Source organism: Arthrobacter sp. NyZ413 (assembly GCF_049390645.1).
Classification (GTDB): Bacteria; Actinomycetota; Actinomycetes; order Actinomycetales; family Micrococcaceae; genus Arthrobacter.
The window spans coordinates 4018146-4038432 of record NZ_CP155434.1; the positions used below are offsets into that span (position 1 = coordinate 4018146).

Annotated in this window: 17 protein-coding genes; 7 read left to right on the forward strand and 10 right to left on the reverse strand. The window is 65.5% G+C overall.

From position 1 onward, the window contains the following. The first annotated feature begins 46 nt into the window (after window positions 1-46). A complete protein-coding gene (locus ABCW42_RS18770) occupies window positions 47-973 on the forward strand; it encodes an AEC family transporter (protein WP_423182610.1) in 927 nt (308 codons plus the stop codon). A 12-nt stretch (window positions 974-985) separates the two neighbouring features. Here the strand turns inward: ABCW42_RS18770 and ABCW42_RS18775 are convergent, their stop codons facing one another. Next, window positions 986-3625 carry a trehalase-like domain-containing protein gene (locus tag ABCW42_RS18775; protein ID WP_423182611.1) on the reverse strand — a complete coding sequence of 880 codons (2640 nt, stop codon included), beginning with the start codon at window positions 3623-3625 and terminating at the stop codon, window positions 986-988. A gap of 146 nt (window positions 3626-3771) precedes the next feature. Beyond that, entirely contained in the window at window positions 3772-4761 is a 990-nt protein-coding gene (locus ABCW42_RS18780) for an LLM class flavin-dependent oxidoreductase (protein WP_423182612.1), read from the reverse strand. A gap of 318 nt (window positions 4762-5079) precedes the next feature. Here ABCW42_RS18780 and ABCW42_RS18785 point away from each other — a divergent pair, with 318 nt between their 5' ends. Then, entirely contained in the window at window positions 5080-6057 is a 978-nt protein-coding gene (locus ABCW42_RS18785; protein WP_423182613.1) for an ABC transporter substrate-binding protein, read from the forward strand. A 66-nt stretch (window positions 6058-6123) separates the two neighbouring features. Here the strand turns inward: ABCW42_RS18785 and ABCW42_RS18790 are convergent, their stop codons facing one another. The 7 genes from ABCW42_RS18790 to ABCW42_RS18820 all read right to left on the reverse strand — a co-directional run bounded on the left by ABCW42_RS18790 (window position 6124) and on the right by ABCW42_RS18820 (window position 13350). Then, on the reverse strand, window positions 6124-6807 hold the full coding sequence (locus ABCW42_RS18790) for a nucleoside/nucleotide kinase family protein (RefSeq protein ID WP_423182614.1): 684 nt from the start codon (window positions 6805-6807) through the stop codon (window positions 6124-6126). A gap of 234 nt (window positions 6808-7041) precedes the next feature. Continuing rightward, window positions 7042-8346 carry an LLM class flavin-dependent oxidoreductase gene (locus ABCW42_RS18795; RefSeq protein ID WP_423182615.1) on the reverse strand — a complete coding sequence of 435 codons (1305 nt, stop codon included), beginning with the start codon at window positions 8344-8346 and terminating at the stop codon, window positions 7042-7044. 9 nt (window positions 8347-8355) lie between these two features. After that, complete coding sequence (locus ABCW42_RS18800) at window positions 8356-9564, reverse strand: LLM class flavin-dependent oxidoreductase (protein ID WP_423182616.1); 1209 nt, start codon at window positions 9562-9564, stop codon at window positions 8356-8358. Next, window positions 9561-10415, reverse strand: a complete 855-nt coding sequence (locus tag ABCW42_RS18805) for a DUF1684 domain-containing protein (protein WP_423182617.1) — start codon at window positions 10413-10415, stop codon at window positions 9561-9563. Before ABCW42_RS18805 ends, ABCW42_RS18800 begins: the two co-directional genes overlap by 4 nt. Window positions 10416-10447: 32 nt before the next feature. Continuing rightward, a complete protein-coding gene (locus ABCW42_RS18810; protein ID WP_423182618.1) occupies window positions 10448-11446 on the reverse strand; it encodes an ABC transporter substrate-binding protein in 999 nt (332 codons plus the stop codon). A gap of 12 nt (window positions 11447-11458) precedes the next feature. Next, window positions 11459-12331, reverse strand: coding sequence for an amino acid ABC transporter ATP-binding protein (locus tag ABCW42_RS18815; RefSeq protein ID WP_423182619.1), 873 nt, complete (start codon window positions 12329-12331; stop codon window positions 11459-11461). Next, complete coding sequence (locus tag ABCW42_RS18820) at window positions 12328-13350, reverse strand: amino acid ABC transporter permease (RefSeq protein WP_423182620.1); 1023 nt, start codon at window positions 13348-13350, stop codon at window positions 12328-12330. The genes ABCW42_RS18815 and ABCW42_RS18820 overlap by 4 nt, the downstream gene beginning before the upstream one ends. Window positions 13351-13627: 277 nt before the next feature. On the opposite strand from ABCW42_RS18820, the gene ABCW42_RS18825 reads away from it, so the two are divergent. Both ABCW42_RS18825 and ABCW42_RS18830 read left to right on the forward strand, forming a co-directional pair. Next, window positions 13628-15619 carry an FAD/NAD(P)-binding protein gene (locus ABCW42_RS18825; RefSeq protein WP_423182621.1) on the forward strand — a complete coding sequence of 664 codons (1992 nt, stop codon included), beginning with the start codon at window positions 13628-13630 and terminating at the stop codon, window positions 15617-15619. Beyond that, window positions 15616-16149 (forward strand): GNAT family N-acetyltransferase, encoded by a 534-nt coding sequence (locus ABCW42_RS18830; protein ID WP_423182622.1) that lies wholly within the window; start codon window positions 15616-15618, stop codon window positions 16147-16149. Before ABCW42_RS18825 ends, ABCW42_RS18830 begins: the two co-directional genes overlap by 4 nt. Window positions 16150-16197: 48 nt before the next feature. Here ABCW42_RS18830 and ABCW42_RS18835 read toward each other — a convergent pair whose 3' ends face one another. Then, on the reverse strand, window positions 16198-16776 hold the full coding sequence (locus ABCW42_RS18835) for a DinB family protein (RefSeq protein ID WP_423182623.1): 579 nt from the start codon (window positions 16774-16776) through the stop codon (window positions 16198-16200). Window positions 16777-16821: 45 nt separating this feature from the next. Between ABCW42_RS18835 and ABCW42_RS18840 the strand changes: the two genes are divergently transcribed. The 3 genes from ABCW42_RS18840 to ABCW42_RS18850 all read left to right on the forward strand — a co-directional run bounded on the left by ABCW42_RS18840 (window position 16822) and on the right by ABCW42_RS18850 (window position 20264). Continuing rightward, window positions 16822-17379, forward strand: coding sequence for a dihydrofolate reductase family protein (locus ABCW42_RS18840; RefSeq protein ID WP_423182624.1), 558 nt, complete (start codon window positions 16822-16824; stop codon window positions 17377-17379). Between the two features lie 94 nt (window positions 17380-17473). Beyond that, window positions 17474-19168 carry a helicase HerA-like domain-containing protein gene (locus ABCW42_RS18845; RefSeq protein WP_423182625.1) on the forward strand — a complete coding sequence of 565 codons (1695 nt, stop codon included), beginning with the start codon at window positions 17474-17476 and terminating at the stop codon, window positions 19166-19168. A 103-nt stretch (window positions 19169-19271) separates the two neighbouring features. Then, complete coding sequence (locus ABCW42_RS18850) at window positions 19272-20264, forward strand: hypothetical protein (RefSeq protein WP_423182626.1); 993 nt, start codon at window positions 19272-19274, stop codon at window positions 20262-20264. Window positions 20265-20287 lie beyond the last annotated feature (23 nt).

Genomic DNA, 20287 nt, shown 5'->3' on the forward strand with positions numbered 1-20287 from the left:
TGTGATCCCACCCAACTGCGCTCCCAGCACCTTCCGGAAACTGTAAATGCTGGGGGTGCTTTCCGGGTTTTTCGTCGTATGGGCCATCATTTTGGTGGGCATGTTCGTCGGAAGGCGCGGAATCCTGGGCGACAACGCCCGCCCGGTCCTGAGCGGCCTGACGTTCTTCGTCGCGAGCCCCGCCCTTCTCTTCGAAACCCTGAGCAAAGCGCATCTGCACGACGTCTTCGCCGCGCCGCTGCTGGTCACGGCCGTGGGCGCGATCGCCACGGGCACACTGTTCTTCGTCATCGTGAAGTTCTGGCTCAAGCGTTCCCTGCCCGAATCGCTCATGTCCTCGATGAGCGCCTCCTTGGCCAATTCAGCGAACCTCGGCATCCCGATCTCGGTGTTCGTCCTGGGCGACGCGAGTTACGTGGCGCCGCTGCTCATCTTCCAGCTGGCCTTTTTCACGCCGATGTACCTCATGGCGCTCGACGCCAGTACCAGCAACCACAGGACCACTCCCCTGCGGTTCCTGCTGATGATCGTGCGAAACCCCATGATCGTGGGAACCGCCCTCGGCCTGATCGTTGCGGGAACGGGGTGGCAGGTGCCCTCGCTCATCATGGAACCGATCAATTTGATTGGCGGAGCCGCCATTCCGGCGATGTTGATGGCGTTCGGCATGAGCCTGAACGGTTCCCGGCCGCTGCAAAAAGACGGCGGACGCCGGCTGGACAGTTTGATGGCGAGCGGGTTCAAGCTCTTCGTGCATCCGTTGATGGCTTACCTCTTCGCGCATTTCGCGCTGGGCATGCAAGGACACGCGTTGTTCGCCGTGGTGGTGACGTCCGCCTTGCCCACGGCGCAGAACGTGTTCGTTGCCGCGAGCCGTTACAACACGGGAATCACCGTGGCCAAGGACACCGTCCTGATCACCACGGTGGTCGCCGTCCCGGCGATGATCGCCGTCGCGCTCCTGCTCACCTGAGCCCCGAGGCGCCTACTCCTCCTCCACCGTGTCCAGGTACTTGTCCAGCAACTGCGCGCAACGGATAAAGCCCAGGTGCGAGTACGCCTGCGGGTGGTTTCCCAAGTGGGTCTCGGTTCCGGGGTCGAACTCCTCGGGAAGCAGGCCGGTCGGCCCGAAGAGCGCCACGAGTTGGTTGAACAACTCCAAGGCATCGTCCAAACGGCCCACGGCGAGGTACGCCTCGATGAGCCAGGTGGTGCAGATGTGGAACCCGCCCTCCAAACCCGGCAGGCCGTCGTCGTACCTGTACCGGAACACGGTGGGACCTACGCGGAGTTCACGCTCCACCGCGGTGACGGTGTCAAGGAAGCGCTGGTCGCGGACGTCCAGCAGGCCGGAGAGTCCGATGTGCAGGACCGCCGCGTCGAGATCGGGACTGTCGTAGGCGACGGTGTAGGAACTGGCTGAATCGTCCCAGCCTTCCCGGAGGACTTCCGCGCGGATGGTGTTGGCCGTTTCCTCCCACCCGGCCCCGACCGGGCGCCGGAACCGCACCGCGGTGTGCATCGCCCGGTCGAGCGTCACCCAACACATCACCTTGGTGTAGATGTGGTGCCGCGGCGCACGGCGGGCTTCCCAGATGCCGTGGTCGGGTTCGTGCCAGCGGGCCAGCACGGCGGAGGCCATTTGTTCCATGAGCTTCCAGTGTTCGTCGGGCAACGTGCCACGCCGCCTGCCCAAGCTCTGGATCAGCTCGGCGATCGGTCCGAAAACGTCCAGCTGCACTTGGTGGTCTGCCGCGTTCCCGATCCGCACAGGCCGCGAGCCCGCATAGCCCGGCAGGCTTTCGATAATGGCCTCGGTGGACAAGGGCGCACCCGTCACGGAATACAAGGGGTGCAGCCATTCCGGTCCGGGGGCGTTCTCCAGGATACGGCCCAGCCAGCGGAGGAAACCGTCGGCCTCCTCCGTGGAGCCAAGGTCCACCAACGCGTTGACGGTCATTGAGCCGTCGCGGAGCCAACAGTAGCGGTAGTCCCAGTTGCGGGTGCCGCCGATGCCTTCCGGCAAGGAAGTGGTTGGCGCCGCGAGGACGGCACCGGTGGGTTCATGCACCAGCGCCTTCAGCACAAGCGCCGAGCGCCGCACCAGCGAAGGTTTCATGTCCGGCAACTCCAGCCCCCGGACCCACTGCCGGGACTGGTGTGCGACGGCGGCCCGCCGGGTCAGCTCTCCGGCGGGATCGGGCGCCGTCGGCTCAGTGTCTCCGCACCTGAGGTTCATGACCACCGGACCGTACGCGAGGCTGACTTCCGCCGTGGCGGTGCCGTGTTTTCCGTCGCTCGAGACGGTGAACGACACCCCCGGGGCGAAGAGGACGATCGGGTCCGAGGTGCCGACTACGTGCAGTTCCCCGCCCCGGACCTCCATGTTGAACGGGGCGTTGGCGTAGTCCGGCCGCGGCGCGAACACAATCCGCGCGGTGCCTGTGCCGGAAAGGACCCGGACCAGGCTCGTGATGCCGTCCGGAGCAGGCTCAAGGTAGTCGGTGACGGTCACGTCCGCCCATCGCGTTTCCACGATCATGGTGTTGTCCACGTAGCGCTGGCCAAGCACCTTCGAGGCCTTGACCGGTTCCACGCTGAAATGGCCCGCCGGATCGCCGCCGAGGATGTGCGCGAACAAGGAGCCGGAGTCCGGGAGGGGATGGCTCATCCAGCAGACCTTGGCCTCCGGGGTGAGCAACGCCGTCGACGTTCCGTTGCCGATCATCGAATGCCGCTCAAGACCCACCGCGTCTTCGCCGAACAGCCATGCCCGGCGCAGTTCGAAGAGGATGGCGAGAACCTTGGCGAACGACTCCGGGTCCGGGAGCCTGTGGCGGGCAGATGTTTCCCCCGGCCCCACGTGCACGCCGAGGTCCGGGCCACGCAACGTGGCGATGGCGAGTTCGTCGCTGTCCGCATCGCCTGCGAAAAGTGCCGCGCTGGCCCCCAACTGTGTTCGCAGATGCTCCAGCGCGGCGTCTTTGGAGGGCTCGACAATGGACAGGTCCAGCACGGACCCGTCCACAATGAAGAACAAGCCCAATTCGCGGGCGATCTGGTGCGCCTCGCGGGTCACCCTTGCCACCACGGCGGGCGTGGCGGGGCGGGTATGGATTCCAACGGCCACGGGTTTCCGCTCGATGCTGATGCCCTTTTCGAAGCCGATTGATTCGTTGAGGGCCGTGGCTGCCTGTTGGAGGAGCGCTTCGGTGGCCATCGAGATGCTGTACGCATAGGTCATGTCGAACTCGGCGCCGTGCGAGCCCACCAAATGCACTTCGGCCGGCAGCCGCGACACCGCGGCGAGGTCCCGCAGCGAGCGCCCGGAAATGACCGCCGTGTGCGTGTTCGGCAGTGCTGCCAGGGCACGGAGCGCGACGGCGGCGCTCCCCAGCGGGAGCGTTTCCGTGGACACACCTTCGGCGGCACAGAGCGTTCCGCCATAGTTGCAGGCAACCAGGAGGCCGGGGGTCCGGGCGAGCATCTTGAGCTCGGCGAGCAACTCCGGGGTAATGCCGTCGTGGGCGGCCTCGGATTGGAGGGAAGTCCGGAGCAGGCCGAGGGGAAGCGACTTGGTCAGCAGCGCAGAATCGGCCACCGATTGGTTGAGCGGAGTAGCCATGGACGATCCTTCCAGGGGGATTCGTCCAGTGTCCGCCCTCGGAGTTTCACCCCCGTGACCCGCGTATTGCCGGGGTGTAACTTCCGAGTTTGTGTACAGATCGTGTCCGTTATGAGCGCGCTTAAGGGACAGGATGTGTACACAAACTACGCCGAGACGAGACCCACGGCTTCGGCCACGAGCTCCACGGAGCGGAGGCGTTGCTCCGTGCCGGTGCTCTGGTGGGCCACGATGAGTTCGTCGGCATCGGCGTGGCGGGCGAACTCATCGAGGTACTCGCGCACTACCGCGGGCGTACCCACCGCCGAGTACTTCACCATGTTCGCAATGTGCTGGCCTTGGGCGGAGTCGAGGATCAAGTCCGCCTCGGCGTCGGTGAACTCGCGGCCGCCGCCCAGGAAGCGGGACACACGGTCGCGCTTGACCTCGAGGAACAGCCGTTGCGCTTCGGTGGCGGAATCAGCGGCCACCACGTTCACGCCGGCAATGACATACGGTTCCTGAAGCTGTTCCGACGGCTTGAATTCGCGGCGGTAGGCGGCGACGGCGTCCTGCAGGGCATTGGGCGCGAAGTGCGAAGCGAAGGCGTACGGCAGGCCGAGTTGGGCGGCCAGATGGGCGCCGAACAGGGACGAGCCCAGAATGTATAGCGGGACGTTCGTGCCTATTCCAGGGGTGGCCTCCACCCCCTGGATCCGCGTGGGTCCGCTCAGGTAGCCCTGCAATTCCAGCACGTCCTGCGGGAACGTGTCCGCGGCCATGTGATCGCGCCGGAGCGCCCGCATGGTGTTCTGGTCACTGCCCGGAGCACGTCCAAGACCCAGGTCGATGCGGCCCGGGTGCAGCGTTTCGAGGGTTCCGAACTGCTCGGCGATGGTGAGCGGCGAATGGTTCGGGAGCATCACGCCGCCCGCGCCGAGCCTGATGGTGCTCGTGTTGGCTGCGACGTGAGCGATCAAAACGCTCGTGGCCGAGGAAGCAATCGATGCCATGTTGTGGTGCTCTGCGTACCAGATCCGCCGGTAGCCGAGCCGTTCGGCCAGTTGCGCCATGGCGACGCTCCCGGCGAAACTCTCCGCCGCAGTCTGGCCCTTGCCGATGATCGCCAGGTCGAGGATGGAGAGGAGAACAGTCACGTCGGTGCCGGCCTTTCGAAGGTGGTGTGTGAGTCCAAAGGGCCGTCTGACGGCCACTCTTGCGACAACGACGGCGGCAGCCGGGTTATTTCTGCCGCTTACGTGGGTTCCGTCTCACCCCGTGCGGACGCGGGCAAGGACCCATCTCAGGGACCCCGGTGGCGCGCGAGTGTGACGCCCGCGGACGTCCAGTGAAGCCCGGTTAACTCCCGTATCCCCACGTTTCACGGCGCTTTGACCGGCCCTTGGACGCTCCCGGATAGTTGCAGCAACAAGCACTCCGCAGCTCTCAAACAGCTCTCAAAACAAGGGGAATCCATGGCTATTTCACGCCTCAAGGCAGGCACAGCGTTGGCACTCGCCGTCACCACGACCCTCGGCCTCGCCGCGTGCTCGGACCCGGGCGCGTCGGCGGCGTCAGCACCGTCGTCGTCCGCTACGTCCGGCGCGAAAACCTTCAACCTGTCTCCCGATCAAAACCGCGTCCCGGTAACGGTCTCGCCCGAGGCCGCCGCATTGGTGCCCGCATCCGTCAAGGCGGACGGCAAGCTGACTGTTGCCGTCAGTCCTTTCTCCGCACCGCTCGCCGTTTACGCCACGGATAACAAGACGCCGGTGGGCAACGAGGTGGACATCGCCGTCGCGCTGGCCGAGTCGCTGGGCCTCAAGGCCGATATTGTCCCGACGGCGTGGGCCGACTGGCCGCTGGGCGTCGAGTCCGGCAAGTACGAGGCCGTCATCTCGAATGTCACGGTGACGGAAGAGCGCAAGCTCAAGTTCGACTTTGCCAGCTACCGGGACGACAAGTTGGGCTTCTATGCCAAGAGCGACAGTCCCATCACCAAGGTGGACTCGGCCCCGGACGTCGCGGGCAAGCGGATCATCGTGGGCTCGGGCACCAACCAGGAAGCCATCCTCCTGCGCTGGGACGCTGAGAACAAGAAGAACGGCTTGAAGCCGGTCGAGTTCCAGTATTACGACGACGACTCAGCCTCCACGCTGGCACTGCAGTCGGGCCGTGCGGACCTCACGTTCGGGCCCAATGCCACCGCGTCCTACAAGTCGCAGACCGATGGCAAGACCAAGAACGTGGGACTGGTGGATGGCGGCTGGCCGCTCAAGGCGAACATCGCGGTGACCACCAAGAAGGGTAACGGCCTCGCGGCAGCTGCCCAGGCGGGACTGAACGCGCTGATCAAGGATGGCACCTACGGCAAGATCCTGGACCGCTGGGGATTGTCGGCCGAGGCGGTCCAGAAGTCGGAGCTGAACCCGCCGGGCCTGCCGAAGTCGTAAGCACGTTGCAGCCGCGTCCGGGCCGAACCGCCTTGGACGCGGCGCGACTGTTGAAGGCGCACCCGATTAAGCCGTATTACCAACCAGTTCGATGACCAAGTCGGCACGGTCCTTCGTCGCTTCCACCACGTCGGCGTTCCGCTGGTCGCTTCCCCTGGCCCAGGCTTCGGCCTCGTCGTGCAGCTTTCCGAAGGCTTCATGGCGCAGGATCAGCCGCCGCAGCCGTTCGTCCTCGTCCAGTTCCACATACCAGACCTCGTCGATCAGTTCCCGGCCTTCACGCCAGCCGGCGGCGTCGAGCAGGAGGTAGTTTCCCTCAGTGATGATCAGTGGGACATCCTGCGGTACGGGAACTGCGCTGCCGATGGATTCCTCCAGGCCGCGATCAAACATGGGCGCATAGACCACAGGCTCGTCGTTGTCCTTGAGCCGGCGCAGGAGGTTCGCGTAGCCCCACGGATCGAAGGTGTCCGGTGCGCCTTTGCGGTCCCGCGAACCATGCGCCGCCAGGACAGCGTTGGCTAAATGGAACGCGTCCATTCCCGCAAGTGCGGCCTGGGCTCCCAACGCTTCCGCGACCGCGTGGGCCAACGTCGATTTGCCGGCGCCCGGAGCCCCGGTGATGCCCAGGATTCGACGACGGCCGGTTCCAGCTAGCGCGCGTGCCCGTTCCACCAAGTCATCAAGGTCGCAACGAAGGCGTGGGGGCGCCTGCCGATGCACTGTTCCCCGGTCTTGAACAGCGTTCATCGCCTACTCCTGGTCCGTGCTCGTCATTATTCCCTTATTCATGGGAGGCGGGTGCCCGCGAGGGCAATCACCGACGGGTCACGGCCACCCTACCCCGGTTCAGGGATGTCGTGCTGCCTCAGGCTCCTTGCCCCCACACAGTGAGCCGCAGGCGCACCAGGCCAGCGTCCGGGTCGCGGGTGCCGCCGTCGGCAAGTGAATGCACGACGGCGGCAGCGAACCGGGCGAGCCAGCTCACCTTGCGGGCTCCGGGACCAACGACGCCGAACGCACCGGCGTCGCGAGCCCCAGGTTTTCGCGGAGGGTGTTCCCGGCGTACTCCGCGGGGTACACCCCGCGTTCCTGCAGCTCGGGAACAAGGTGGTTCACGATGTCGTCCAGCCCGGTGGGGATGAGCCATGGCGAGATGTTGAAGCCGTCCACCGCACCAACTCCGGCGTATTCGGCCAGCGTGTCCGCTACGGACGAGTAGGACCCAGTAAAGGTTGCGTCCACCCGGGCCGTCCGGGAGGTGACGAACTGCCGGATGGTCAGGCCTTTCTCGGCGGCTTCGGCCCGCCATTGCGCGGTGAGCTCGCGGGCTTTGGCACCGTGGAAGCCGCTTCCCCTGGTCTCCGAGGTCTCCTCCACCGCCGGCTCGATGTCCGGAAGCGGCCCGTCGGGATCGTAGGCTGACAATTCGCGGCCCCAGAATTGTTCGAGGTAGGCGATCGCTTGCTGGGGACCGATTTGCTGGCTCCGGACCCACTCTTTCTTCTCGCGTGCTTCCTGCTCGCTCCCGGCCAGGATGAACTCGCTCGCGGGCATGATCTTGACGTCGTTGGCGCCCCGGCCGGCCGCCAACGAACGCTCGACGATGTCCGCGCGGAACTCCACGGCGTCGTCGAACTTGGGGTGAGCCGAGAAGATCACGTCGGCTTGGCGGGCCGCGAAGTTCCGGCCGTCCGGTGAATCACCGGCTTGGAAGAGGACAGGCCGGTACTGGGCACTCCGGGGCAACCGGGGAGTTGCGTCCACCCCGTCCCAAATCCTCTTCGCCGTTTCCACGAAGGCTTCGGCGTGGACGTAGCGGTCGGCGTGGTCGAGGTAGCCGCCGCGGCGGAAGTTGGCGCCGGTCCAGGCATTGTCCGTGGTCACGATGTTCCACGCGGCCCGCCCGCCCGAGAGCAAATCCAGCGACGCGAGCCGGTGGGCCAGGTCCGCGGGATCGTTGTAGGTGGTGTTTTGGGTGGCGACGAGGCCGATGTTGGACGTCACCGACGCGAGCGCGGCGAGCATGGTTTGCGCGTCCGGCCTGCCTGCCACGTCAAGGGCGTGCGGGCGTCCGAGGTGTTCCCGCAAGCGCAGGCCCTCACCGAGGAAGAACGCCGCGAACAAACCGCGTTCGGCGGTCTGCGCGATCCTGCGGAACGACTCGAAATCGGTTTGCGAGCCAGATTCCGGGGCCTTCCAGATAGTGCCGGAATTGACGCCCTGGAAGAAGACGCCGAACTGGATCTTGCCGCTCGGCTGGAATTTAGCACGGGTGTGCTGTGACATGCTTTCCTCCTAGATTTCCGCGCCGACGACGGCGGAGCCGCCCACTGTGCCCGAGTTCGAGTACCGGCTCAGCGGCCTTCCAAGTCCCAACAGTTCCCGGAACGTTCCGCCGGGCGAAACGGGCTTGAGCACTCCGCGGCGTCGAAGCTCGGGAAGCACCAACTGGGCCAGTTCTTCGAGCTCGACGTCCAGCACCGCGGGATGGATCCTGACGCCGTCGGCCACCGACAGCAAGTCCGTGAGGACATCCGCCAATTCGGCGGCCGTACCAACAAAACGCGCCCGCGGACTGTCCCATTCGCCCAACACGTCCAGTTCGGTGAGGCGTGCGGAAGCGCTTTGCCCCCGGGAGTCGAGGACGACGTCGAGCTCCGCCACCACCGCGGCGCCCGTCCGGCCGCGGATCCCGGCAATTTCGTCGGCGAGCAGCTCGAGCGTCGGGGCAGAAACGAGCACTACGTCAACTTCGGCAGGCGCGCCGGCCCCGGCAAGGAAGTCACCGGCAAGCAAGTCATCCGCAAGCAAGGCCGCGGGCGCAAGCACGGGGATTTGGCCTTGCAGCGGACGCGGAATGATGGACGGTCCTTTCACCGCATAGCGCTGTCCCGCGAAATCGGCGGGGGTTTCGAAATCGATGTAGTGGAGCTTGTCGACGTCAAGGTACCGCCCGGTAGGGACGTCGCGGATCACGGCGTCGTCCTCCCACGAATCCCAGAGCCTGCGGCTCACTTCCACCGAGGCGGCCGCCTCCTGCGCCAGCCCCACACCGGAAACAACAGCACGCCCGACGCCGGCAGCCTCCTCCGCGGAAGTGCTCGCCTTGACGAGCCACCCGGCACGGCCGCGGGAAACATAGTCGAGGCTCGCGAGTTGCGTGGAAATGTGGAACGGCTCCGTGTAAACGGTGTCGACTTCCGGAACCAGGACAATGGAGCCCGTTACCGGCCCCGCGAAGGCGGCCCGCTGCAACGCGTTCAAGCGCCCGGCAATGCCGGCCCCGTGAGACCCAAGGCCCTCGCTTAGAGGCCCGTCGGCGAACGTGGCCGCGTGGAAACCGGCCGATTCCGCTGCGAGGACGGTGTTCCGGATCCGGGCGCCGTTCAGGAGGTCATCGGGAGCATGCCGCGCCTTGCTCCACGCCGCGGGGTGGGCGCCGTCGCCGTCGAGTTCCAATGCGAGGAAGCCGCGGCGGCCGCCTTCGAAGGAGGACGTGCTCATCGCTGGACCTGCCTTTCGAAGGGAATCTGTTCGCCGGCTTCAATGGCCACGGCCAGGCGGTTTTCCGCGGGTGGAAGCGGGCAGGTGGCGAGGTCGGTGTAGGCGCAGGGCAGGTTGACCGCGCGGTTGAAGTCGAGCACCACGGAACCGTCGGCCTCCGGGACTACGGTGAGGGAACGGTTTGCCGCGTAGGTGGTCTTGCCGGATGTCGCGTCCGTGAACAGGACGGAGAGCGATCCCGGCGCGTGGCCGTTGAACGCGGTGAGCGCCAGGTCTTGGCCGCCCAGGGTGAATCGGAGCTCGCCCGGTGCCTCGTACACGTGCTGGATGCCTTCGACGGCGGCACCCACCGTCGTAGCACGCGGCTCGTCGAACGGTACGAACGTGCCGTCCAGCACGAACGAGGCGTCCGGCGCGTAGGCCGGTGTGCCGCGATATTCGGAGAGCAACTGGTTCGCGGGGTTCCGCGGCCGCACGATGTATTCCCCGCCGCGCTTGGCGAGTTCGACGACCGTGTCCCCGGTCCGGAGGTTGATGCCGTCGCGTTCGGCGATGGGACCGAAAGTGAGCGTGGTGCCGACGGCGTCCGGGTTCAGTTCCCGGCCGCCCCGGAGCAAACTCTCGCCGGCCCCCAAGACTACAGTGACGACGTCGTTATCCACGCTCCAGGTTCCCGGCACCCCGTCCAGCCGGGACGGTGAGCTGCCAAGCCAGTGCAGGTGGGTGACGGCCAGGAAACCGTGGGGATCGGCGCGGTGGCGCTCGTGCGCGGCATGCCATTCCTGCCAGGCGGCGGCGAAGGCGGCACTTTGTTGAGGCGACCCAGCCTGGGTTTGAGTTGACGTGGACAAGTTTCCTCCTATGGTTGGCGTGGTCTGGAGTGTCACGGTGTCTTCCCCGTTTGGTACGTAGCGAAGTTCGCTTCGGTGACGGTCTTGGCCTCCGGCACCGCTTCTTCGGACAAGCCCCAACGCTCAAGCACCTTGCCGTAGGAGCCATCCTTGATCGCCGAGTTCAAGGCATCGGTGATGGCCGGCGCCAGTCCGTTGCCCTTAAGGGTGGTTGCCGCCACGAGGGTCTCGGAGGGCCACCCGGCGTTTACCTTGCCTACTACTTTCAGGTCGTTCCGCGTGTTCTCGCGGTAGGACACCGAAGGGTAGGGGGCGATGTTCAGGTCCGTGCGCCCGGATGAGAGCGCAAGGATGGTGTCCGCGTCCGAGGAGTAGTACTGCAGGGTCGCGGGAGCCTTCCCTTTGGCCTCCAGTTCCTTGTTCCAGGCCAGGAGGATCTTCTCCTGGTTGGTGCCCGATCCCACGGAAACTTTGAGGCCCGAGATATCGTCCGCGCCCTTGATGTTGTAGTTGGACGTCTTCTTCGCTTCGAAGCCCATGTAGGCGGCCCGGTAGCTGGAGAAATCGAACAATTTCACGCGGTCCTTGTTGATGCCGACGTTCGAGAACACGGCCTCGAAATCGCCGGACTGCGTCTTGAGCGGCCAGTTCTCCCAGGACGTGACCTGCACGTCCAAGGCGAGGCCCAGCTTGTCGGCCACGAGCTGGGCGATGTCAACCTCGACGCCGATGGGTGTCTTGTCGTCCGTAGCGTGGAAGGACAGCGGGATGGATCCGGCAGTTGTGGCCACCGTCAGTTTTCCGTCCTTGCTGATCGCGGCCGGCACCGCGGCTGCCGCGGCGGAATCCTTCTGTGCGCGGATGCGGTTCTGGTCCGGTGAGGTGTTGTAAACGACGCCGTTGCGGGCGGCGCTTGCCGACGGGCTCGCGCCGGCTGCGGAGGCGCCGGGGTCCGAGCACGCCGCGAGCGTCGGAAGGATGACGGCGGGTAGGACGGCGAGGGCCAGGAACCTGGTGGTGATGCGTGGCATTGTGGGGATTCCTCAGATGTTAAAAGCGGGTTCGATGACTTTTGAGAAGAAGGTGCGGGTGCGCGGTTCGCGCGGGTTCGAGAAGATTTCCTCGGGTGTGCCTTGTTCCACGATCTGGCCTTGGTCCATGAACACCACGATGTCCGCCACATCGCGGGCGAAGCCCATCTCGTGGGTGACGATGATCAACGTGGTGCCCGAGGTCGCGAGTTCGCGGATGACGTCCAGCACTTCGTTGACGAGCTCCGGGTCCAAAGCCGAGGTGGGCTCGTCGAAGAGCAGGATCTTGGGGTCGAGGGCCAGGGCGCGGGCGATCGCGACGCGTTGTTGCTGGCCGCCGGACAACTGCCGGGGGTAGGCATGGGCGCGGTCCTTGAGGCCCACACGGTCCAGGAGTTCGAGCGCCCGCTCGCGGGCTTCCGCTTTGCTTCGGCGCTGCCGGCCGTCCGGGCGGAGTGCGACGACGGGTGCTTCAGCCACGTTTTCGAGCGCGGTCAGGTGCGGGAACAGGTTGAAGTTCTGGAAGACCATCCCGATGTCCGTGCGCTGCTTGAGGATGTCCTTTTCACGCAGTTCGTGGAGCTTGTTTCCACGGACCTCGTAGCCCACGAGTTGTCCGTCGATGGTGATGTAACCGCCGTTCACCTTCTCCAGGTGGTTGATTGTCCGCAGCAAGGTGGATTTACCGGATCCGGAGGGGCCCACGATCACCGCGACTCCACCGGGCTTGACCGTCAAGGAAACACCTTTGAGGACTTCGGTTCCGCCGAACGACTTGCGGACGCCGGTGATTTCCACTTGGCCGCGGGTGGCGCCGACGGCGGCGTCCGTAGCTGCGGCGGGTCCCGCCGTCGGGCTCTTGGGGGTTGCGGCAGCGGCGCTCATCGGGGGTTCCTGACGTTGGTGACAGCGTGGGTGGCGAGGAATTTCCGGGCTTTCTGCAGCGGCGTCAGCGGCAGGTTCCGGACTGCGCCTTTCGAATAGTGGCGCTCGATGTAGTACTGCAGGACGCTCAGGACCGAGGTGATGACCACATACCAGAGTGTCGCCACGAGGAGCAGCGGCAGGACTTGCTGGGTACGGTTGTAGATGACCTGCACGGTGTAGAAGAGCTCGGAGTAGGCCAGGACGTAGACAATCGACGTTCCCTTCACCAGGCCGATGATCTCGTTGAACGCCGTGGGCAGGATGGCGCGCATGGCTTGGGGCAGGACGATCCTCGTGGAGCGGCGCCAGGCCGGAATTCCCAGCGCGGCAGCTGCTTCAAGCTGGCCCTGGTCCACGGACAGGATGCCGCCGCGGATGATCTCGGCCGAGTAGGCGGCTTGGTTGAGGGTCAGGCCGAGGACTGCCGCGGCGAACTGGCTCACGAGCGTGGTGGTCTGGACCTCGAAGAAGCGGACGTCCGTGAACGGGATGCCCAGGCTGATCTTCTCGTACAAGTACCCGAGGTTGTACCAAAGGAGCATCTGCACCAGGAGCGGTGTGGAGCGGAAGATCCAGGAGAAGGTCCAGGACACCGAGACCAGGAGCGGTGATGCCGAGAGCCTCATGAGGGCCAGGACGAAACCGAGGATAAACCCGAGCGCGCCGGAAATCGCCGTCAATTTGAGGGTCTCAATGAGGCCGTTGACCACCGACTGGGCGGTGAACCATTGGGCCACGACGCCCCATTCCCAGCGGGGATTGCTGACGAGGGACCAGGCCACGGCGGCGACGCCAAGCGCCACCAGGACGGTTCCCACCCAGCGCCACGGATGCCGGGCGGGTACCAGCTTGTAGCTGGAATAGTCGCCGTTCGCGGGCACACGTTCGGCCGGCGTGGCAGTTGCGGCGCTGGCGGACGCCGGTTCGGGTGCAGGTTGATGTGCGGACTGCGCCACTGTGGTTGCTGCTGAACTCATGCGCCACCTCGCTTCGGATTGGTTGTCGACTATCGGATGGCTGCCAATCTAGGGGCGCGCGGAAAGCGGTGGCAACGCGGAATTTTGCACTTCTTCACAGCTCTTCACGGGCATTCACGGCGCTTCATTCCGCTTCACATTGGCCGGGAATGCGTCCAAGTCTTGCGCCCGTTGACGCCGCGTGACGCGTGGTGAACGGCCGTTACCGGCTCCTCGACCGGGGCCGTTCGACCTCCCTAGGCTCAGGTACCACCAGCCACAGCCACCAGGAGCAGCCATGCCGCCCATCGCCCCCGCCATAGTGTTCATCGGCGGTGGTCCGCGCTCAGCGGGCGTCCTCGAACGCCTCGCGGCGAACAAGCCGGACCTCCTCGACGGCCCAGTCTCAATCCACGTCGTGGAACCGCACGAGCCCGGTTCCGGGAGGATCTGGCGCTATGACCAGGCTCCGGGACTGCTGCTCAATTCGATGGCGGCGGACATCACCATGTTCACCGACGGTTCCGTGGCATGCGATGGTCCCGCGCTCGACGGTCCGGGCCTCGCCGGTTGGGCATCCGGCGTGCTTGACGGCTCCATCCGCGACGTCCCGCCCTTCGAGCCACATATCCAGGCGCAGCTCCGGGCCTTGGGACCTGATTCGTTCCCGACCCGCCAGCTGCAAAGCAAATACCTTGAGTGGTTCTTCCGCCGGGCCGTCGCGGCCCTCGAACCTGACGCGACGGTGACGGTCCACCGGGACACAGCCACCGCCGTCGAGCCCTGGGCTGCTGAGGGGCGCGATGCTCCGGAAAAGCACGACGGCGGCCCGCGCTACCGCGTCCGGCTTGCCTCGGGCGGCGAACTCGAGGCGGACCTCGTGGTCTACTCGCTCGGCCACACGAGTTCGAAACCGGACCCCGAATCGGCCCGGCTCGCCGACTTCGCCGCGCGCCACGGCGGGTTCCACGCGGCGCCGTCGTACACCACCGACGTCGACTACTCGGCGGTAGCTCCCGGCCAGGACGTCCTCGTCTCAGGCATGGGCCTTGCCTTCGTGGATTTACTGGTGCTCCTGTTCGAGGGCCGGGGCGGGCGCTTCGAGGAACGGCCCGACGGCGGACTCGACTATGTGCCGTCCGGAACCGAACCGCGGCTCTGGGCGGGTTCGCGCCGCGGAGTCCCGTACCACTCCAAGATCTCGTCGACGCTGCGTGGCGAGCCCGTCGCTCCGCCGCGATACTTCACCGAAGCCGCGGTGGACTCGCTGCTCGAAGCCCACGACGAACTCGATTTCCGCACCCATTTGTGGCCGCTCATCGCCAAGGACGCCGGTTATGCCTATTACCGCGAGCTCTTCACCGGCTATCCCGAGCGGACCCGCGGCGGCTGGGACACGTTCGAGCAGCGCTTCGACGGCCTCGATTGGTACAGCCGCCGACGGGAAGAGCTCGTTGAAGCCGCGGTTCCAGACCCGTCCCTCCGGCTCGACCTCGAAGTCCTGGACCAGCCCTTCAGCGGCTGCGCTTTCGCGGACCACGCGGCCGTGCAACGGGCCGTCGCCAACTACATCGAGCGTGACCTCCGCTTGCGCACCGAGCCGGACCATTCGGAATCGTTGGCCCTGTTCACGGCGTTGCTGCGCGTGTACATGGAACTCGGGCGCTTGGTACCCCAGGAACGGCTCAATGCCCGTTCCCAGCAGGCAGTGCACGGCTGGTGGCATGGCTTCTTCAGTTTCGTCGATTCCGGTCCCCCGCCGCACCGCCTCCGCGAGATGCTCGCCTTGCACAGGGCAGGGTTGCTGCAGTTCCTCGGCCCGGGCATGTGGATCCGGCCTGACGAGGCCAGTGGCCGTTTCGTCGCCGGCTCGTTCCAGTCACCCGTAGTGGTGGACGCCGCCGCGTATATCGAGGCCCGGCTGCCGTCGCCGTCGGTGTCCGGTTCGGCGAATCCTGCGCTCACGGACTTGCACGACGCCGGCTGGGGAACCGAACAGCGGCTCCTCACCTCGGACGGTCCGCACTCCACGGGCAAGTTGTTGGTCTCGGGCTCGCACGAGATACTGGCTCCCGACGGCGGACGGCAAGCGGGGCTTTTCGCCGTCGGGCCGTGGACCTCCGGTTGGGGGGCGGGCGCCTTCGCCCGTCCGGGAACCAACGCGGCCCCGTTCCGCGAGAACGACGCTTTGGCCCGGCGGCTCCTCACGGAACTGTCCGCCATCCGCGCTCAACCGTCCCGCCCAGGCAAGCCGCAACTCGCCGGGCTCCTCACGAAAGGCACGTCATGACAACCATCCCCGCCCCGCCGTCGTCGGGCCTTTCCGTCTTGAGCCTGCCCATGCGCGATCCCCGCGTCAAGCCGCTCCTGGACGAGCTCGCCGTCGAATACACCACCCGCTACGGCGACTTCTTCGGCACCGATGGCGCCGCGCAAGAGCTGCGCAGGTACCCCGCCGAAGAGTTCGCCGCGCCCCACGGCGCACTCCTGATCCTGCAGGAGGACGGGGAAACCGTGGCTGGAGGCGCGTTCCGCCGCTATGACGCGAACACTGCCGAACTCAAGCGGATCTGGACGCATTCGGCGCATCGGCGTCGCGGCCTGGCACGCGTGGTTCTCGCGGAGCTCGAGGCCGAGGCAGCGCGTCGCGGTTACCGCAAGATCTACCTGACCACCGGCCCTCGCCAGCCCGAAGCCAAGAACCTGTACCTGGCCACGGGCTACTCGCCGCTGTTCGACCTCGACGCAGACCCGGAAGCCATCAAGCACTTGGCGTTCACGAAGGAGCTGCCGGGCGCGGCTACCGATCGCGGGAAGTGACGGCGCTCGGCGCTGGTTCGTCAACGCGCTCGGCTCGCTAAGCGTCCCTCAAGCTGAGGCCTCGCGTGCCGCTCCTTCGATCCTTGACCTGTGGGCGGCCCACTCCTCGGTGTTTCGCTGCGACAGGTTCGGATCTCCCGGCCCCTTTCCCGCCGAACCGTCGATGAGCTCGCGGAGAATGTCCGCATGCCCCAAGTGCTGGGCGGTCTCGACGCACATGTGCACCAGGATCTGGTGGAGCGTCACGTGCCTGCGTTCCTCGGGCCACCACGGCACTTCCCCCGGGGCGTCCAGCGGGAGCGCTTCGATGGTTGCGTCGCTGTGCTCGGCCGAGAACCGGTGCAGCTCGACGATGCTCTCGCGGCTTTCGCCCGCCGGAACCCAGAAGTCCGCGTCAGCCTCGGCGCCTTCATCGAACCACGGCAGCTCCCGGCCGCTCGGCCGGCCGAACACCTCGCCGAAGTACCCGAGCTCCACGCTTGCCACATGCTTGACCAGTCCCAGGAGGTTGGTGCCGGTGGGGGTCATGGGCCTGCGGGCGTCGTATTCGCCGAGTCCGTCGAGTTTGGCGAGGAGCTCGCCGCGGCGGGCACGCAGGTACCTGAGCAGAATCGCTTTGTCATCCATGCCGGGCACTATACCGTCGCCCATCTGCTGGGTAGCGTTCAGCACATGGCCAAACTGATCTATTCCGGAATCATGTCCTTGGACGGGTACACCGCCGATGCCAAAGGCAATTTCGACTGGAGCATGCCCGACGAGGAGGTCCACGGTTTCGTCAACGAGCTCGAACGGCCCATCGGAACCTATTTGTTCGGACGGCGCATGTACCAAGTCATGTCGGTGTGGGAGGACATGTCCCTCGAAGGCGAGCCGCAGGTCATGCGCGACTACGCGGAGTTGTGGAAGTCCGCGGACAAGATCGTGTACTCCACCACCTTGCAGGGGGCCACCACGTCCCGGACGCGCATCGAGCGGGAGTTCGACGCCAACGCGGTCCGGGCGCTGAAGGAGGCCGCCCCGCGGGACATGTCCATCGGTGGTCCGGTGCTGGCCGCACACGCCATCAAGGCCGGATTGGTGGACGAGTTCCAGCTTTTCCTGACGCCGGTCGTCGTCGGCGGCGGCCTGCGCTACCTCCCTGACGACGTCGGCCTCTCCCTAGAGTTGCTGGAGGAGCGGCGCTTCCGCAACGGCGTCGTCTACCTCCGCTACGCGAAGCGCCAGTGAGCAGATCACGACGCCGTCCTGCCGCCTGAAGGCCCGGCGCACGTCCCCGAATTCTTAAGGTTCCCGCGCATCCCTGCGCCACTAAGCTATGCGCATGGCCAACAAGTCCACAGCTGAGAAACTCGCCACGATCCAGAAGGGCTACACCCTCGAAGGCGCCACGATCGAGCTAGGTGCCGCAATCGTGGACGGTGAAGTCCACAAAGAAGCCCAAGTCCGCCTGCCCCTCTCCATGATGAACCGCCACGGCCTGGTTGCCGGCGCCACGGGTACCGGCAAGACCGTGACCCTGCACATGATGGCGGAGCAATTGTCCACCGCCGGGGTTCCGGTCTTCCTGGCCGACATCAAGGGCGACCTTTCGGGCCTTGCCACTGCGGCCACAGCCAGCGAGAAGCTGCTGGCCCGCACCGAAAGCCTTGGCCAACAGTGGGAGGGCAAGGCATTTCCTGTCGAGTTCCTTTCGCTGGGCGGAGATGGCAATGGCGTTCCCGTCCGTGCCACGATCACCTCGTTCGGGCCCATCCTGCTCTCGCGCATCATGGAACTCAACGACACCCAGGAGTCCAGCCTCCAGCTCATCTTCCATTTCGCGGACAAGAAGAAGCTCGAGCTGGTCGACCTCAAGGATCTGCGGGCAGTCATCCAGTTCCTGACCTCGGACGGCGGCAAGTCCGAGCTTGAGGACCTCGGCGGCCTTTCCAAAGCCACGGCCGGCGTCATCCTGCGCGAACTCGTCAACCTCGAAGCCCAAGGCATGGAGAAGTTCTTCGGCGAGCCCGAGTTCAATACCGCCGAACTCCTCCGTACCGCACCGGACGGCCGCGGAGTGATCAGCTGCCTCGAACTTCCCACGCTGCAAACCAAGCCCATGCTCTTCTCCACGTTCCTCATGTGGCTGCTCGCGGATCTATTCGAGGACCTCCCGGAAGCCGGTGACCTGGACAAACCCAAACTCGTGTTCTTCCTCGACGAAGCGCACTTGCTCTTCAACGGAGCGTCCAAGGCCTTCCTGGACGCCATCACCACCACGGTGCGACTCATCCGGTCCAAGAGCGTCGGCATCTTCTTCGTCACGCAAACCCCCAAGGACGTCCCCTCGGATGTCCTTGGACAGCTTGCCAACCGCGTCCAACACGCACTGCGCGCGTTCACGCCGGAAGACGCCAAGGCCCTCAAGGCAACGGTGTCTACTTTCCCAGTGAGCGACTACGACCTCGGGGAAACGCTGACCTCGGCCGGCATCGGCGAAGCGGTCATCACCGTCATGAACGAAAAAGGTGCGCCGACCCCCGTTGCGCTGACGAAGCTGCGCGCCCCGGAATCCCTGATGGGCCCCAGCGCCGAGGACCTGGTCCGCAGCACGATCGCAGGATCCAAGCTGCTGACCAAATACGGGACCGCTGTGGACAACATCTCCGCTTACGAAAAACTCAGCATGAAAGCAGCGCCTGCCCCGGCTACCGGCGATGCGGTTCCCGGAAGTCCGCCGGCTCCAGCCGCATCCGGCCAAGACGCGGTGGATGCGGAGGCGCGCCGGATCGAGGAGGAAATACTGGGCCGTCCAAGCAGCCGTCCGGCTCCTTCGTCGGCCGGCTTCCCTTCAACACCGGCTCCCGTACCTGTACCCCGGCAGCAGGATGGCAGTGCCATGATGGGAGACCTCGCGGGCGTCCTGGAGGGAGCCCTCGGCGGGGGAATCAAGAGCATGGCCCGGTCCTTCGGTTCCCAATTGGGCCGCGAATTGCTTCGCGGCGTATTTGGAACCTCATCGCGCCGGCGACGCTGAAAACCGGGGCGGCGGGCCGCCGTCGGGCCCTTTCCGGATGCACGTCCTCACGTCACGATGCCCACCTATTGCGAAACCGGACGGTAACGTAAAGGGCGTGCAGATGAGTCAAACGTTGGTCAAGACCGCCGCCGGATGGCTGCTAGGCCTGATGCTCGCTGTCGCCGCCGCGATCATTTGCATCAACCTCGTCAGCAGCTCCGTGGCCAGTCCGCAACAGCAGGTTCGCGAATACCTCAGCGCCCTCCAAAAGGGACACGGCAGCGAAGCACTGGGCATCCTGCACGCCTCGGTACCCAGCGCCAACGCCGCCATGTTGGACGGAACCGCACTTCAGACAGCGGCGTCGAAAATCTCCGACATCAAACTCGGAAACGCCCAATCCCGCGGAAACAACCGGGTAACCGTCCCCATGGACTACAAGATCGACGGCAAAGCCCTCCATTCCGACTTCGTGCTGGAGCGGACCGGAACTGAATGGCTCTTCTTCGGCAAGTGGTCCTTCGTTCCCACGTCCTTGCCCACAATCGACGTGACCGCGGTCAACGCCAACCAGGCAACCCTGAACGGCGTCCCCGTGAACCTGCCCAATGGCCGCAACAGCTTCGCCGTGTTCTATCCCGGCGATTACGAGGCAAGCCTCACCGGCAAATACTTCTCGGCACCCGCCACCAACACGGCTGTGACCGCGGGAACATCAGCCCAGACGCCCCTCAGCCTCCTGACGAAGCCCACGGACGACCTCATCAAAGTCGTGAACGACAAAGTCAAGGAATTCCTGGACCAGTGCGCCGCCGATGCCACCAAGCAGCAGCGGCTCCAACCCGATTGCCCGTTCTACCATGTCACCAACAGCCGGGTGGTGGACGGAACCATCAAATGGCAGATCACCGAGTACCCCAAGGTCAGCATCGATCCCTTTGATGGCCAATGGGTGGTGGCACCCTTGAATGGAAAAGCCCGTGTGACGGCGCGGGAAATAGACCTCTTCAGCGGGCTGGTGGGCGACCTCAACGTCGTCCACGACTTCAGCTTCACCACGCGCCTGGACATCGGGGCCGACACCATCACGGTCACACCGATCGTGAGCTCGTAGGCGCGCGGCCCCAGTCGCAGCGT

Coding starts and splice junctions, on each gene's coding strand:
- ABCW42_RS18770 (WP_423182610.1), top strand. CDS start 47: ATGCTGGGGGTGCTTTCCGGGTTTTTCGTCGTATGGGCCATCATTTTG.
- ABCW42_RS18775 (WP_423182611.1), bottom strand. CDS start 3,625: ATGGCTACTCCGCTCAACCAATCGGTGGCCGATTCTGCGCTGCTGACC.
- ABCW42_RS18785 (WP_423182613.1), top strand. CDS start 5,080: ATGGCTATTTCACGCCTCAAGGCAGGCACAGCGTTGGCACTCGCCGTC.
- ABCW42_RS18790 (WP_423182614.1), bottom strand. CDS start 6,807: ATGAACGCTGTTCAAGACCGGGGAACAGTGCATCGGCAGGCGCCCCCA.
- ABCW42_RS18795 (WP_423182615.1), bottom strand. CDS start 8,346: ATGTCACAGCACACCCGTGCTAAATTCCAGCCGAGCGGCAAGATCCAG.
- ABCW42_RS18800 (WP_423182616.1), bottom strand. CDS start 9,564: ATGAGCACGTCCTCCTTCGAAGGCGGCCGCCGCGGCTTCCTCGCATTG.
- ABCW42_RS18810 (WP_423182618.1), bottom strand. CDS start 11,446: ATGCCACGCATCACCACCAGGTTCCTGGCCCTCGCCGTCCTACCCGCC.
- ABCW42_RS18815 (WP_423182619.1), bottom strand. CDS start 12,331: ATGAGCGCCGCTGCCGCAACCCCCAAGAGCCCGACGGCGGGACCCGCC.
- ABCW42_RS18820 (WP_423182620.1), bottom strand. CDS start 13,350: ATGAGTTCAGCAGCAACCACAGTGGCGCAGTCCGCACATCAACCTGCA.
- ABCW42_RS18825 (WP_423182621.1), top strand. CDS start 13,628: ATGCCGCCCATCGCCCCCGCCATAGTGTTCATCGGCGGTGGTCCGCGC.
- ABCW42_RS18830 (WP_423182622.1), top strand. CDS start 15,616: ATGACAACCATCCCCGCCCCGCCGTCGTCGGGCCTTTCCGTCTTGAGC.
- ABCW42_RS18835 (WP_423182623.1), bottom strand. CDS start 16,776: ATGGATGACAAAGCGATTCTGCTCAGGTACCTGCGTGCCCGCCGCGGC.
- ABCW42_RS18840 (WP_423182624.1), top strand. CDS start 16,822: ATGGCCAAACTGATCTATTCCGGAATCATGTCCTTGGACGGGTACACC.
- ABCW42_RS18845 (WP_423182625.1), top strand. CDS start 17,474: ATGGCCAACAAGTCCACAGCTGAGAAACTCGCCACGATCCAGAAGGGC.
- ABCW42_RS18850 (WP_423182626.1), top strand. CDS start 19,272: ATGAGTCAAACGTTGGTCAAGACCGCCGCCGGATGGCTGCTAGGCCTG.